The organism is Paenibacillus sp. FSL R5-0519 (genome assembly GCF_037974275.1).
Taxonomy (GTDB): Bacteria; Bacillota; Bacilli; order Paenibacillales; family Paenibacillaceae; genus Paenibacillus.
The window spans coordinates 872,311-887,241 of the sequence record NZ_CP150234.1 but is presented as its reverse complement, the minus strand read 5'-3'; the positions used below and the strand labels follow the sequence as shown (position 1 = coordinate 887,241).

Annotated in this window: 14 protein-coding genes and 1 other annotated feature; of the genes, 6 read left to right on the top strand and 8 right to left on the bottom strand. The window is 45.2% G+C overall.

Features of this window, described 5'->3' with window-relative positions; translation table 11 throughout:
* Window positions 1–44 precede the first annotated feature (44 nt).
* The 4 genes from MKY73_RS03905 to MKY73_RS03890 form a co-directional block, all read right to left on the bottom strand.
* Complete coding sequence (locus tag MKY73_RS03905; RefSeq protein ID WP_339308474.1) at window positions 45–1,994, bottom strand: penicillin-binding protein 2; 1,950 nt, start codon at window positions 1,992–1,994, stop codon at window positions 45–47.
* Window positions 1,995–2,390: 396 nt separating this feature from the next.
* The gene (locus tag MKY73_RS03900; protein WP_339305757.1) at window positions 2,391–4,427 is read right to left on the bottom strand and encodes a penicillin-binding transpeptidase domain-containing protein; all 2,037 of its coding nucleotides are present in this window, start codon (window positions 4,425–4,427) and stop codon (window positions 2,391–2,393) included.
* A gap of 105 nt (window positions 4,428–4,532) precedes the next feature.
* Entirely contained in the window at window positions 4,533–5,678 is a 1,146-nt protein-coding gene (locus MKY73_RS03895) for a transglutaminase domain-containing protein (protein WP_339305755.1), read from the bottom strand.
* A gap of 18 nt (window positions 5,679–5,696) precedes the next feature.
* On the bottom strand, window positions 5,697–6,179 hold the full coding sequence (locus MKY73_RS03890; protein ID WP_339305754.1) for an ATPase: 483 nt from the start codon (window positions 6,177–6,179) through the stop codon (window positions 5,697–5,699).
* Window positions 6,180–6,367: 188 nt separating this feature from the next.
* On the opposite strand from MKY73_RS03890, the gene MKY73_RS03885 reads away from it, so the two are divergent.
* Together MKY73_RS03885 and MKY73_RS03880 are read left to right on the top strand one after the other, a co-directional pair.
* Entirely contained in the window at window positions 6,368–7,543 is a 1,176-nt protein-coding gene (locus MKY73_RS03885) for an MFS transporter (RefSeq protein WP_339305752.1), read from the top strand.
* A gap of 520 nt (window positions 7,544–8,063) precedes the next feature.
* Window positions 8,064–8,411, top strand: a complete 348-nt coding sequence (locus MKY73_RS03880; protein ID WP_192135859.1) for a toprim domain-containing protein — start codon at window positions 8,064–8,066, stop codon at window positions 8,409–8,411.
* Window positions 8,412–8,490: 79 nt separating this feature from the next.
* On the opposite strand, the gene MKY73_RS03875 is transcribed toward MKY73_RS03880, so the two are convergent.
* Window positions 8,491–9,102 carry an SCO family protein gene (locus MKY73_RS03875; protein ID WP_339305750.1) on the bottom strand — a complete coding sequence of 204 codons (612 nt, stop codon included), beginning with the start codon at window positions 9,100–9,102 and terminating at the stop codon, window positions 8,491–8,493.
* A 423-nt stretch (window positions 9,103–9,525) separates the two neighbouring features.
* Between MKY73_RS03875 and MKY73_RS03870 the strand changes: the two genes are divergently transcribed.
* Window positions 9,526–10,506 (top strand): metal-dependent hydrolase, encoded by a 981-nt coding sequence (locus MKY73_RS03870; protein WP_339305748.1) that lies wholly within the window; start codon window positions 9,526–9,528, stop codon window positions 10,504–10,506.
* Between the two features lie 114 nt (window positions 10,507–10,620).
* Here MKY73_RS03870 and MKY73_RS03865 read toward each other — a convergent pair whose 3' ends face one another.
* The gene (locus MKY73_RS03865) at window positions 10,621–10,839 is read right to left on the bottom strand and encodes an alpha/beta-type small acid-soluble spore protein (protein ID WP_024634589.1); all 219 of its coding nucleotides are present in this window, start codon (window positions 10,837–10,839) and stop codon (window positions 10,621–10,623) included.
* 120 nt (window positions 10,840–10,959) lie between these two features.
* On the opposite strand from MKY73_RS03865, the gene MKY73_RS03860 reads away from it, so the two are divergent.
* The gene (locus MKY73_RS03860) at window positions 10,960–11,160 is read left to right on the top strand and encodes a hypothetical protein (RefSeq protein ID WP_253440716.1); all 201 of its coding nucleotides are present in this window, start codon (window positions 10,960–10,962) and stop codon (window positions 11,158–11,160) included.
* A 115-nt stretch (window positions 11,161–11,275) separates the two neighbouring features.
* On the opposite strand, the gene trpS is transcribed toward MKY73_RS03860, so the two are convergent.
* Window positions 11,276–12,268, bottom strand: coding sequence for a tryptophan--tRNA ligase (gene trpS / locus MKY73_RS03855; RefSeq protein ID WP_339305746.1), 993 nt, complete (start codon window positions 12,266–12,268; stop codon window positions 11,276–11,278).
* A gap of 74 nt (window positions 12,269–12,342) precedes the next feature.
* Window positions 12,343–12,610: a binding site (T-box leader), on the bottom strand.
* 245 nt (window positions 12,611–12,855) lie between these two features.
* On the opposite strand from trpS, the gene MKY73_RS03850 reads away from it, so the two are divergent.
* Together MKY73_RS03850 and MKY73_RS03845 are read left to right on the top strand one after the other, a co-directional pair.
* Complete coding sequence (locus tag MKY73_RS03850; RefSeq protein WP_339305745.1) at window positions 12,856–13,830, top strand: aldose 1-epimerase; 975 nt, start codon at window positions 12,856–12,858, stop codon at window positions 13,828–13,830.
* A 201-nt stretch (window positions 13,831–14,031) separates the two neighbouring features.
* Window positions 14,032–14,265 carry an alpha/beta-type small acid-soluble spore protein gene (locus MKY73_RS03845; RefSeq protein ID WP_017692382.1) on the top strand — a complete coding sequence of 78 codons (234 nt, stop codon included), beginning with the start codon at window positions 14,032–14,034 and terminating at the stop codon, window positions 14,263–14,265.
* A gap of 78 nt (window positions 14,266–14,343) precedes the next feature.
* Here MKY73_RS03845 and MKY73_RS03840 read toward each other — a convergent pair whose 3' ends face one another.
* Complete coding sequence (locus MKY73_RS03840) at window positions 14,344–14,757, bottom strand: O-methyltransferase (RefSeq protein ID WP_339308473.1); 414 nt, start codon at window positions 14,755–14,757, stop codon at window positions 14,344–14,346.
* Window positions 14,758–14,931: the final 174 nt, after the last annotated feature.

The following is a 14,931-nucleotide window of genomic DNA, read 5'->3' as shown; positions in this document are numbered from 1 at the left end:
TGGTTACGATGTTAAAAGAGCTGATTCCCGCGATGTTCTTTGCGTTACTCTTTGTCTTTTGCTTCGTCTTTTTTCCCTTTTGGTGTTCCGTCAAGACCGTACACTTCATCGTATGCATCGAAGATTTTCCGTGCAATCGGCGACGCACTGACTGACCCGAACCCACCTTCAGGTACAACGACAGCTACAGCAAGCTTTGGATTATCTCGTGGTGCAAAGGCGATAAATACACCATTCTCTTTTTTGTTCGGTCCGGTCCCCTGCTCTGATGTTCCTGTTTTCCGAGCAAAATCGTAAGGGAAACCATCAAATGAACTTACTTTAGTAACCATACCTTTATGAACTTCATTCCAGTGCGCATCGGCAAAATCAACTTTATTGAGCACTTTAGGTTTGATTTCCTTCACTACATTGCCGTCCGCGTCACGGATTTCCTTCACTAAGTGAGGCTCCATCCGTTTCCCTTTATTGGCAAGCATCGTCGTGTATTGTGCGAGTTGCATAGTAGTGTACTTCGCTTGTTGTCCAAACGATGCAAATGCCAAACGTGTTAGAGCTGATTCGTCTTTATTATTATATTCTAGCCTACCCAGAAATTCATTAGGCAGATCTACACCAGTGGACACACCCAAGCCAAATTCCTTCATGTGTTTGTCCCAGATATCAATTCCTTTATCCGAGCCATATTTACTTAACAAACGTTTACCTACCATATCGATCATAAACGCATTGGAGGATTTCTCGATCGCTCTTCTCGCCGTAATAGAACCATTATAAGCAGAATGTGAGTTCTTTACTTGTCGTCCATCTTTCCCCAGAATGGCATATCCCTGATCATGATAGGTCTGTCCTGCTGTAAATAATCCCTCTTTTAATCCAATCAGCACACTTAGCGGTTTGATTACTGATCCAAGAAGTACTACGGATTCCGCACGACTAGGCTTGGCATCATTCGGTGGGAACGACTCGGTGGTTCCGTTTCGAAACACATACTTGATTTTGTCATAATCCCAATCGTTCGGATCATAATCCGGCATACTCGCCATCGCTACCACATTTCCCGTATCCACTTCCATGGCTACTGCATATCCAGTAATCGCCTTCGGGAGTCTGCGCAGTTCGTCCGTAATCGCCTCTTGTGCAGCCATCTGAATTTCCTTGTTGATGGTGGAAACCAGACTGTAGCCTTTCTCCGGTGGAGTCTGTAGCATCGTTCCATCCGGCAGATTACGTGCGTCAATATCAATGGACTGATATCCGCTTCGTCCACGGAGTTCTTCCTGATATTGCAGCTCGAGCCCATCAAAGCCAACCTTCTCCTCCTCATGGTACACAAGACCAGGATCACGTTGGTTACTTGCCCCCTCGCGGATGGCTTTATATTTGGCAATGGAATCTGGTGCCCGTTTAAACTCTCGTGTGTAACCCACAATCTGAACTGCTACACCATCCGGGTCATATTTCCGTATGTTTTCTTCCAGCACCATAACGCCCGGATACTTCGCTTTTTTCTCCATGAAAAAGGCAATTTCTTTGGTCGATAGATCAGACTTCACCAGCCTCGGCACATATCCAAACGTTTTCTGGTAGTCCAGATCCAATCGTTTGATGATTTCTTCCGCGTCCGGCTGCTCTTTGTCTCCTGGATTAAACTGCTTAAACACAGCCGCCAGATCATGAGCCAGTTCCTCTGCTTCCTGTCTACGTTCATCATTCCGATAATCCTCATATAACAGCACATACAGGGACTGTACAGGTTCGGAATAAGCGAGCGCGACTTCCCCTGTCGCATCATAGATGGGACCGCGAACAGGTGCAAGTGGAATATCTTTGGTATTACGACTCGTTTCCATATACGTCAGTTCAGGACCCTCCACAAACTGCACAAAGGCTAATCTGAAAATAAGGATACTGAATATGACAAATGCCGCGAAAAAAAACAGATTCAGCCTTGCGGTGGAAGGCTTGTTGACGGGTGTATCTTCCTCAGTCATGGGTTTCTTCCTCAATCGGTTAAACATGTTTTAAGCCTCTCCCGTTCCTCTATAAAAATAAAATATTTAATCCGTTTTGTGAACGTGTTCAATCCCCTATTTAATCCTATCTCATACAAGTCTACCAAAGGTTAGCTGTCACGTCTTTCAAATTTTGGTTACATTTTCGTAAACAGAAACGTACACTACCCAATCTATTGATTTCAATGTAAACACTGACATATCAACGTTTGTCCCCTTCTCCGGATCGCGTTTACCCTTCCCTTATATAAACGTGGTACAGCTCATATGGTTACATATTAATGCAACTAAATAGTTCACTCTTACGATCCATTCTCCTTGTAAAAACAAAAGAGAGGACCCTCTAAGGGTCCTCTCTGTAACCAGCGCCGCACATCACTGTGTGCCTGATTCCGATTCTGAATCTTTATTTTTGTCCTTTTTCGGTACACCATCAAGACCGAATTCCTCGTCATAGGCATCGAAGATCGCACGTGCAACCGGAGCCGCACTACTCGAACCAAAGCCCCCTTCGGGAATAACCACAGCGACAGCAAGCTTCGGATTATTACGTGGAGCATAGGCGATAAACACCCCGTTATCCACCAGTTTGCCACCTACTACCTGTGTCGATGTTCCTGTTTTTCTGGCAAAGTCATAAGGGAATCCACTAAATGCCGAAACTTCGGTGGCCATGCCTCGTTGCACTTCATTCCAGTATGCATCGTTAAACTCCACCGTGCTAAGTACCTTCGGTTTTATTTTCTCCACTACGTTGCCTTCCGAATCACGGAACTCTCGAACCAGTTGTGGCTCCATCCGTTTTCCTTTATTCGCCAGCATCGTCGTGTACTGAGCAAGCTGCATCGTTGTATATTTCCCTTGCTGACCAAAGGAACCATACACGAGACGAGTCAGCGAGCTTTCCGTCTCGTTCATGTAATCCCGTATGCCCAAGAACTCATTCGGCAAATCAACCCCTGTAGATATCCCAAGGCCGAACTGCTTCATGTATTCATCCCATTTCTCAATTCCAGTCGCACCGTATTTCGAGTACAACTTCTTCCCGATCTCATCAATCATGAATACGTTCGAGGAATGACGAATCGCATCACGAGGATACATTGCACCATACACATGCCCTGATGAGTTCTGCACTCTGCGGTTGTCTCCACCAAAGGTCGTTGAACCTCTATCCGAATAAACCGTATTGGTGGTGAAGAAACCTTCTTTCAAACCGATCAAGACACTAAGCGGTTTGATGGTGGAGCCGAGTAGCACGATTGATTCAGCTCGCTTTTTAGAGTCATCCGGAGGGAATGAACGAATCGTACCATTTTGATACACATACTTGATATCATCATACTGATCATTTGTGATACTGCCTGTTCTCCAGATGTTGGTATCATAATCGGGCATACTGGCAGCAGATATGATTTTTCCCGTATCCACTTCCATCGCAACTGCAAATCCCGTCTTTGCATTTGGATGCAATCGACCAGAAACCGGGTTCCGATGAAGCCAACTCAACTGATCCAGAATGGCCTGTTCTGTTTTCACCTGAACGTTCTTGTTAATGCTGGAAATCAGGTCGTAACCTTTCTCCGGCGGGGTAGAACCAGCCACACCTTCAGGCAAGTTACGCAAATCCACATCAACGGATGTATATCCGCTTTTGCCGCGGAGGGCATCCTGATATTGCAGCTCAAGTCCATCAAAACCTACAAATTCATTTTCCGTATAAACCAAGCCCGGGTCCGTTTGCGTTTTGTTGGCCTCGTCCACTTCTTTGTATTTATTCAAGGTTTTCGAACTTTTAAATTTCTTCAGATAACCGATCGTCTGAACTGCTACCGTATCCGGATCATAGAACCGTACACTCTCCTCGACGATCTGAATACCTTTGAACTCGTCCTTGTGCTGAAGGAAATAAGCGACTTCTCCCTCGGACAGATCACTCTTGATCAAACGTGGCATAAAACCGTTCGCTTTGCGGGAGTTCAAGTCCATCTCTTCAATGATCTGTTCCACTGTAAGTGACTCTGAATCCTTCGATTTGTACTGTTCAAACACATCATGCAACCGGGTTGCAATATCCTGCACTTCCCCTATGTTAGGACTTGGTTTCCCATCCACATCCCCATAATTCTTATACAGAGTCAGGTATAGAGACTGAATGGGCTTGGAGTAAGCCAATTTCACCTCACCAGTAGAATCATAGATCGTACCTCTGACAGGAGGAAGCGGTACATCCTTCGTAATGTTACTTGCTTCTTCCTGACTGAGTTCAGGCCCTTCGACAAATTGCAAAAATGCCAAACGTACAATAATAACGCTAAAAATAACAAAGGAAGCGAAGAAAAATACGTTCATTCGGTAACTGAATCGCCGTTTGTCTGTAAGTTCATCCTTCTCATTGGAATGCTTTTTCATCCATCCTACCTCTTTCATGACTTGATGCATACCGCTCAAACTGATTCTTTCCGGCATGATAACCTGGCAACGTCGTCATATTCCGGACCCATGTCCGTAGTAATGTTAAGCTGATTGATCCTTCAGATGGGTGTCGGCAAAATTCGGAGGATTGAACCAGTCTCCACTGATCGCCCATGTCGGGTCAAGCGGAACCCAGCTCTCGGAATCGCTTAAATACACTTCATTCCATGCATGCGGACCGTATCCGCCCTGACCGTTATACCCAAGTCCTGTAACCACTTTGACTTCAAGCCCTTGTGAACGGGCCATCACAGCATAGAGACGGGCATAATCAATACATACACCTTTGCGTGTATCAAATGTATTCTGCGGATTCTGTTCATGCCATATGCCCTTTTGTTCATAGTCATCCACTTTACCATAGTCATACTGAATACGTGAACCTACCCAGTCGTATAACGCTCTTGCTTTGGCTTCATCCGTCGATTGGCCTTTGACAATTTCTTTCGCGGCAGATTCAATATCCGTCGGAATATTATGGTCAATGACTTCATATTTGCGTTGCAGGATGCCGCCCAGTTCCTTCTGCACAGCCTGCGTGAATACGGGTAGCTTGTCCTTGATAAACGTACCAGACAACGGTTCAATTACCGATTTGGCCCCTTGCATATAGATTGGAGATGCCTCCACATATCGGCTGAACATGCTCCCGGGGTAAAGACTGACAATCATGAACAAGACCGCAATGACAATCATTCCACGGACGGAGCCTATGATGGTGCCAATGATTGCACCCGTCAGCCGACTAAGCATACCTTTCGGCGCACTTTCCTCGGCTGACCTCTGCCTGCTGCTGAAAATAAATGAAGAGAGCAATCCGAGAACCAATCGGATGAGTCCATAACTCAGTACAAATAATACAGCGAACCGCATCAGTGGAAAATCTGCGATCGCCGTCACCAACGTATAATACATCTGTTCCCACCGGTTCAACTCACGGTTAGGCATGGCTGAAGCATACTCAGACAACCACTGCTGTACATATGGTGCAAGCCATAACGTTAAACCGATCGACAACAGAATACCAATAACCGCCATAATGCCATCCATCAGGAACCCGAAGAGTCTGCCTGCTGAACGAGAAGCCCCTCTGGACCAACCCTGTATTAAAGAAGCAGCCACAATCAGCAGCAGCATAATCGTGATGCCATTCAATTCCTTCAGGCTGTCCAGCCAATTCTGCAGCACGTACCGATTCCCCCTTTACTACGATGCTGGTGCTGTTTTGTTCTCCCGTGCCTGTTCGACAAACGTACGTATCGTTTCATTGTCGAGTTTCCATTCGCCAAGTGAAATGCCGCGGAAGGTCACATCGACTTTATCCGATTGTGTTCTGCCTTTAATCTCTACATTGGGACTTGTGATAGTGAACGCTCCATCCTGTCCTTTGACGTATGTCGCTTTGGAAGCTTCCTTAAGCATCATGCTGGTTGCTTCTTTCTTCAATGTGTCCATCGTACTGGATTGCACGTCTGTCACTGTTTGTTTGATCTGATCAATGGAGATGCCACTGTATATCAGTAGAGCCGCAATAATGATGATGGCAATCAACCATTTCAATACGGTTTTGACCACATTCAGAACAAAGAACAATATGATCAATGCAACCACGATCACCAACCAGTTCTGCATCAAAAACTCTTTGATTACTTCTATGTTCATGATTACACCTTCCGTATTAGAATTCATTTGTAACACTCCCGAATATTATACATGATTTCCGAAGCTGCTGTCAGCTAAGCCCTCTCCCTTGAAAATAAACGGTCTAAGTTCGTCCCGCCAGGCGTACAAGTAGTACCATAAGGTTCTGCTGGCGAACGGAAACACGTTCAAGACCTGTAGTTTGCACATGCATCGTTTAACAAGGAGGGGCTTATGTGAAAACGGCCATCTGGCTATACCTGTTTTTGTTCCTTGCTGTATTTGATCTGCACGCCCAGTATCCCATTCTGACCCCTTTTGCCATCTCGCTGGGAGCTGCCCCTACTTTTATTGGCTGGATGATGGGTATCTATTCCTTAACGCATCTTCCTGGCAATCTCATTGCCGGAACACAAATCGATAAACATGGAAGTCGCCGCTACATTGTATTCAGTCTGCTTGGGGCAGGAATCATCCTGCTCCTGCAAGCCTATGTCCACACCCCTTGGCAACTGCTGGCACTGCGTTCCATCAGCGGTTTTGTGCTGGCCTTCCTGTCTCCTGCATGTCTCGCCCTGCTTGCCCAGTTATCCAGTGATCCGGTGAAGCAGGGGAAGTATATGTCAGGACACGGGGTAGTACATACCCTCGCGTCTGTGGTATCTCCCGCAGCCGGGGCGATCATTGTGGGTTCCATGGGATTCTCTGCTACATTCTCAGGTTTGGGTTACTTGCTCATTCTCACAGGTGTGATTGCTTTCATGACCATGCCTCGTGGCATCGTCAAGCAGCATGAGAGAGTGACTGAACCTGCCAAACCTGACGTTTCACCAGTAGATGCCAAAAGTGCATTCCTGCCGGTGTCCTGGCGCTATTTTGCCCTGCCTCTGGTTATTGCTTGTGCTCAAGGGATTCTCTTCTTCGAGCTGCCCCTGCGGGGAGGAGGGCAATCATCCATCATGTCTACCGGGTTGTTATTTTCCATTATCAGTATTGGAGCGCTCTTCACACTGAGCATGTTATTTCTTAACCGGTATTCCCCCAAGCTGCGTCTGGTTGCGGGTGTGCTGCTGATGTCCTTGTGTTTTTTTGCAATGGCCGCCATTCCGCAAATTCCGTTGTCTACCGTATTATTTGTACTCGGGATGTCCAAAGGCATTATCTTTCCAGCTATGGCTACCCTATTTATCCGTCTGAGCGGTGGAAGCAGGTTAGGCCGCATTTTCTCGTTGCAATCCATCGCCACTTCCATCGGCTCATTTATCGGCCCCATCACGGCTGGACAACTCCGTGTCGGGTTATCGCCCTATTTCATCGCCTTTGTTTTGTTAATGATAGGTATGCTGCTGCTTCCATACTATACATCCAGACGCGAAGCTTCCCTCGCCGATCCGAAAAGTATATTCAATTAAATTTCGATCAGCCTCTCTCTACTTACGTTATGACATCAGTTCGGCCTGTATTTTCATTAGCTTTGCATCATTCCCCCATTTACAGCTAAACTATATAAAATGGACTACCGTTTTACACACGAACAGAACGGCCTAAAAGGCATAAGCGCTGTCTTCAAGATTTCAACTTTTTCTTAAATATCATCATTAGGTATGGACGATCATTGGAAGTAGTGAAGGGGACGGAATCGATTTTGAAGAAGCGGTAGCGTTCGCCTTTGTCTCCACATTTCAACCTATAAAAAATCAATCAGAAATTTGGAGACAACAGCGATCGAAGAAACGATCCGTAACCGTAACGGCCACAATTGATCAGATTTATTTCCTGATGTAAATGAAAAAGAATTTTGAAATCCCAGGTGCTCCTGTCCGCGTGGTGAACAGTGTAAAGAAAGGAGTCCATCTTATATAATCCGTCGATTTTCGCTGCAACATTTCCCGGGGAATGTCGACATAAGCTCTCGAACAAGAGGTGAATATCATGCCTATTCATGTCATTGTGGAAGGTAAGAATGATCGAAGCAAACTGAAACGTCTGGTTGGACCCGAAATCAACATTTTATGCACGTTTGGAACGCTTAATTCACTTAAGCTGGAGACATTACGTAAACAAGTCGGATATGATGAAGTTTATTTATTTATGGATAATGACAGTTCCGGCAAAAAAATTAGAGGTGTGCTTCGGGATGCATTCCCGGATGCAGTACAGATGTATACACGACGAGGATATGCGGGTGTGGAAGGAACACCTGATGAGTATATCATTGCCCAGCTGGAGAAAGCCGGGTTAGAGACATACATCCAATACCCTGAACATCCTTCCTTTTAAAAGAAATGCCAAAAGGCTGCCTTAGGTTGATATTCAACCTGAAGGCAGCCTTTACAATTACAATAAGATTATCCGATGATTATTCCTTGATCAGATTGCGAATATCCTCAGCAATTACAGCAGGCACAACGTCCTCTGTATTAAACGCATTATATACTTTGCGCAGCTGGTTATTCTGATCCACCAAGCCAATCATATTCATATGGGCAAAATCGTCCTTATTCTCCCCTTCAATCAGGATCTGGAATGAATCCCTGGCGAACTGTTTTGTTTTGTCCATATCCCCTCGCAAGAAGTACCATCCGGAATAATCCGCATGGAAGCGATCCGCAAACGTCTTAATCTTCTCTCTCGTATCGACTTTGGGGTCGAATGAAATGGATACAAACGAGACATCTTTACCAAAGGTGTCGTCCTCTTTCAACAGATCCTGCACCTGGGATAACGTAAACGTCGTAATAGGGCAGACATCCGGACAGCTGGTGAAATAAAAGTAGAACAAACGGACTTTCCCTTGAGTATCCTCCAGGGATACCGTACTGCCATCTACATTTTCCATGGAAAAGGATTGGATCTCGCGAATCTCGGGTAATTTCTCCTTACTGGCAAATAATGTGCCCCACATCAGATACACAACCATAATCAGTGCGAGCCCGAGTAGTATCCAGGTCCATATGTACTTTTTCAGCATCTTCCTCGTCCCTTCTGTATCTTCTCTTATGAATACGCATACATAAGTAAATCCAAAATCACAATTGTTTCGCTTCATCCATCTACTGTGACATATGTACTCCAAGAAACCTACTTTTTATGAGATTCTATATTATTGTAACGGTTTGTCGTAACAATGCCCATACATATTTATGGAACAAGCTGACCTCGTATACTCTGATGAAATTTCTATCTGTTTCCGATATAAAGTTTATCATAAGAAATGCCAAAATAGTTTGACAAACCACGTACATTTATTGGGTATGGACCAAGTTATTATCATAACTTTGAAATTAGGGATGTTTTGCATCCGGACAGACGGATATTATACACTATATATGGGTATCACCTAGATAGAGAAGTAATATGCCTTAGAACGATACACCACACAAAGGAGACGTTTATGGATACCTCTACACATTTTGTCATGGGGATTGGTCTAGCTGGTCTGGCTTATGTCGATCCTGTTGTCGCAACGAGTCCAATGCTTGCAGCTGCGGTAATGGTTGGCACGATCGCTGGCTCCCAGGCCCCTGACATCGATACTGCGTTACGTCTCAAAAGCAACTCACTTTACATTCGGAATCATCGGGGCTTGTCACACTCTCTGCCATTTCTCCTGTTATGGGTTCTGCTCATCACCGGCGTCATTGCCCTGATATTCCCTGGTGTCCCCATTGGACACGTCGCTACCTGGACTGCTGTAGCCGTAGGCTTTCACGTATTCACAGATCTGTTCAACACCTATGGAACCCAAGCCGCCCGGCCTTTTACGGAACGCTGGATCGCCTGGAACATCATTCATATTTTTGATCCGTTTCTATTCACTACGCATGTCGTAGCTATCTTGTTATGGGCCTTTGATCTGATCGCCCCTGCACCACTCTTCGTTACGCTGTACAGTTTGACCGGTATATATTATATATGGCGAACGATTGCTCGTGCACAAGCGGTCAGAAAAGTCAGACGTCTAGATAATAGCCCAGAACAGGCTAAATACATCGTCATTCCAACGATATCCTGGAATCGCTGGCATGTGGTTAAACGAGTTGAGGACGGCAGTTATGTGATCGGTAAAATGGATGGTTCTAACCTGGTATGGAGTCTGCACGCCTCGTCTTCTACTCATGCGGCCGTTGCTGCTTCACGCAAATCACCGGAAGTCAGTGCTTTCCTCTATTTCACCTCTTATGCGGTGGCAGAAGTGGAAGAACTGCCTGCCGGTTACAAGGTCCGCTGGGCAGATGTACGTTATCGACACCGAAAACAATATCCATTTGTCGCTGTAATTGTGATGGACCGGAATTTTGAAACGATTGATACGTATGTAGGCTGGTTAAGCGATGAGAAGATGGATAAAAAACTTTTATCCGCACGCCCTTGACGAAGTGAGCATGGCAAGGCACAATCAGTTATAGGAACTGATACGCGAGAAAGCCCGGAGCGTTTCCGCCCCGGGCTTTCTGTTTATTCTTTTATTGCTGTTGGTTAAGATAAATTATTTGCCAGACCCAGCCAGAGACTGCTCAGCGATTTGTACCAGACGTTTGGTGATATATCCACCCAAAGATCCTGTTTCACGGGAAGTGTAGTTACCATAGTAACCATCTTGCGGGATAGTTACACCCAGTTCCTGTGCAGCCTCCATTTTCAATTGTTGCAATGCAGAATTTGCTTGAGGTACCACCAAGTTGTTAGAACGAGATCCTTGAGCCATATTTATAATCTCCCTTCAATCTGTGTCTGTAATGTCATTGCAAGCTTGCAAGATTATTATGGCTCGTAGGCTTCAGGTTATACGGAATTTTACTAAATTTGTAGATGGAGGTTTTTCCCAATGAGCAAAGGTTTATCCTTATGGTTCGCATTTTCATCCATTATCTTGTTAACGGTTACAGCAATCACAATCTCTTACTCCGGTTGGCTTGCTACGCTCCTGTTCGTCCTGTCCATTGCCAACATTGGCTGGGGCTTTGTCATTCGTGCCAAAAAAGAACGGCAGGAAGTTCGCTCGGCTACCTCAGAGCCCACTTCTTGAGCAGGTCATTTTCTAACGCAAGTTTGAACGTATTAATAAAGAGGAGCCCTTAATAGGACTCCTCTTTATTTATGTTAACTATTCATTTCTTTAACTATCATTTTGTTCAGCAGCACTACATTTTACGTCTAGGAACAAACCCCATACGTTCTTTCACTGCACTCAGCGTTTGAGAAGCAACCTCTTCTGCACGACGAGCTGACGTATCCAGTACATCAGCCAATTCGCCAGACTCTCGAATCTCATTATATCGTTGTTGCAGCGGTTCAATCACAGACACAACCACTTCAGCCAGTTCTTTTTTGAACGGACCGTACATTTTGCCTTCATAACGCTCAGCTACTTCCTTAAGCGTCATACCCGCACATTCCGCGTAGATACTCATGAGGTTACTAACTTCCGGTTTGTTTGCCGGATCATAGACAACTTCACGTCCCGAATCTGTAGTGGCACGGCTGATCTTTTTGCGAATGACATCCGGCGGATCCAGCAGGGCAATATAGCTGCCAGCATTAGGGTTACTTTTACTCATCTTCGAAGAGGCATCATCAAGTGACATTACCCGTGCACCTACCTGTGGGATATACGGATCTGGAATGGTGAAGTACTCCCCATAACGGTGGTTAAAACGCCCAGCCAGATCACGTGTCAGCTCCAGATGCTGCTTCTGGTCTTCACCTACAGGTACAAGATCAGCATTGTATAACAAAATATCAGCCGCCATTAATGATGGATACACGAACAGTCCGGCACCAACGGAATCTTTACCGGATGATTTATCCTTAAACTGAGTCATGCGTTCAAGCTCACCCATGGAGGTCAGCGTCGTCATCAACCAGCCCAATTCTGCGTGCTGCGGTACATGGGATTGCAGAAATACGTTAGATTTCGAAGGATCAATACCTGCTGCAAGAAACAGCGCAGCTACCGCTTCCGATTGTTCACGCAAAGCTGCTGGCTCCTGAGCCACGGTGATTGCATGAAGATCAACTACCATGAAATGACATTGATAGTCATGCTGGAGTTTTACAAAATTTTTGATTGCACCAATATAGTTGCCCAATGTGAGCTTACCGCTTGGTTGAATACCTGAAAGTACTGTTTTCATTGCACATAACGCCTCCCTGATTGTATATAAAAAGATCCTGCCATTCTCTGCGAACGCAAAAAGGCCCCACATCCGCAAGGGACGTGAGACCGTGGTGCCACCCTTATTCGCTTTTCTTCCATTGCCCCTGACCCTCAATCAAGTCAAGCTGAAGAAATGCCTTCATTGTTCCGTAACGTGGATTATACGGCAGACTCTAGTGAGGCAAGCCCGTCTCCAGCTTAACCTGTTCAAATCCACACTCAAGGGTCCATTCGGTTAAGAGCTCACACCGGTTCGCATCTACCACCGGCTTTCTGAAGAGGATTCTCTTGGCCTACTTATCCCTGTCATTGATTTTAAGTCTTCAATTTAAATAAATGCTTTCAGAGTTCCATCTTAATGCGCAAAGGCGCGAATGTCAAAATGAGTTGAACTTTTTTACCCGAGACATCAAAATCTGTTATGATGGAATTGCTTATCCTAAAGCCTGCTTCACACAAAGCAGCGCAGGAAATAGCTGGCATGTACACAATGACACGCCTGCATCAGTATAATGATCAACAACTGCTTGCAGACAGATTTCAAGTGGGAAAAGGAGCATCGATATGAAACAAGTGACCAAAGGCCAATGGAATGGTTACGACACGTATATCCTACATAGCCGTGAATTGGAAATCACCCTGCTGCCACGTCTTGGAAATAACATTATTTCTATTCGGGATTTAGTGCAGGACAGGGATATCGTCCGCCGTCCGGATGAAGACGATCTTGCCTTTTATCTGCAGAAGCCGTACCATTTTGGCGTTCCTCTCCTGATTCCACCAGGACGCATTCATCGGGGACAATTCGAATATGAAGGTGTCCGTTACCAGTTCGATCAGAACACGGCAAATGACAACCATATTCACGGTCTCCACCGTACCCAATCCTGGTGTGTCAGTGATATCGAGGAAGATGAAGACGGATGTGCAATTACAACCGAATTATTGACTGAAAATGAAGAACACTGGATGGCTCAATTCCCAATTCCTCTGAAACTTGAGATGACGTTCAGTCTGCAAAACGCTGTATTTAGCCAGCGTCTGCGAGTCACCAATCTGAGCTCAACGCCTGCTCCTTTTGGGATGGGCTATCATACATGGTTTTTGTTAGACGGCAAACCTGCCGATTGGACACTGCAACTTCCTGTTTCCGGAATCTACGGTCAGAATGAAGAACAACTACCAACAGGTGAGCTGGAATCCCTGGGTGAATGGTCTGCTCTTAACGAAGGCATCAACTTGCAGGGACGTAACTGGGATACCCTGTTGAAAGCTACCGAAGGTGAACCGGCTGCGGCTTACTTACGGAGGCAAGATGGATATACGCTGAAATATTCAGCAGATGAAGCATTTTTCAAACACTGGGTTCTCTTTACCAAAGGTGAATCCGATCAGTTCTTGTGCATTGAACCGTACACTTGGCTCCCGGATGCACCTAATTTGGATTTATCGGATGAACAGACGGGATTGATTCGCCTGGAACCGGAACAGCCTGTTGAGCTATCTACACGTATTGAGGTTATACCTCCTACAGACTAAGTGAGCTAATCATCATCTATACTGTTTACGCTTATCACCATATATTTCGTACCTTGTACAACTTGCCGACCCACATTGGGTCGGCTTTTTTATGTGATCCGCGCACCAATAATTAACCATATATTCCCTTACGTCATATCATGTATATTTCCTTATTCTCTAACCATACTAACATCACCAACCCATAAGGAGGTGACACATATGTACGGAGGTCAAAACCAAGGTAGCGGTAGCCGCTCCAACAACCTGGTCGTTCCCCAAGCAACTGCAGCATTGCAACAATTGAAAATTGAAGCTGCACAAGAGCTGGGTGTAACTATTCCACAAGATGGTTACTACGGTAACTATACTTCCCGTGAGACAGGTTCTCTGGGTGGATACATCACTAAACGTCTGGTGCAAATCGCTGAGCAGCAATTATCGGGTCGTTCGTAAGCTCGTAATTATTGCTTGAGCTAAGCAGAATCCAAAAGCGGCCTTCTTCGGAAGTGCCGCTTTCTCTTGTGTAACGAATTATGAGGTCGACTCCATATCAGAATCCTTGTATGTATTGATTCTAGGGTAACGAATCATGAGACTCGCCATATTGTAATTGGACTCCATTGTTGCATCTACCAGAATCATACCTTGTCTTACTGTGAAGTCGTACGATATTTCGCCATGTGTCCAATTGCGTTTGAATTTCAAAGTTTCCAGTGCCATCGCCCGGAAAGAAGTTCTCTGGGTCTCGTTTAACCCCTTCTCGTCCAAATCCATCTGCCCATCCCGTCCAGTTATCGGATTATGTCGAATACCAAACTTCCCAATTACGTTGTTTCGTATTTGCACAAAAACTACTCCTGAATCTAACCCTGACAACTCATGATCAAGCTCTTTAAATACTAAATCTAACTGACGTGCTAATGAAAGCTGGTCGATTTTCATAATAACACTCCTCCTACATGCTTATAGTCCTATGTGATAAGGACTTACGACTCATTATATGACATCATTTGCGCATGTTCAACAAACAACGGCAAACTTGGGTATTTTTAACTATAATTTGCACAATTAATTGCCATTCTTCTTCCTTAAAGTGAGTTTTTTCGTTCATTTGCGACA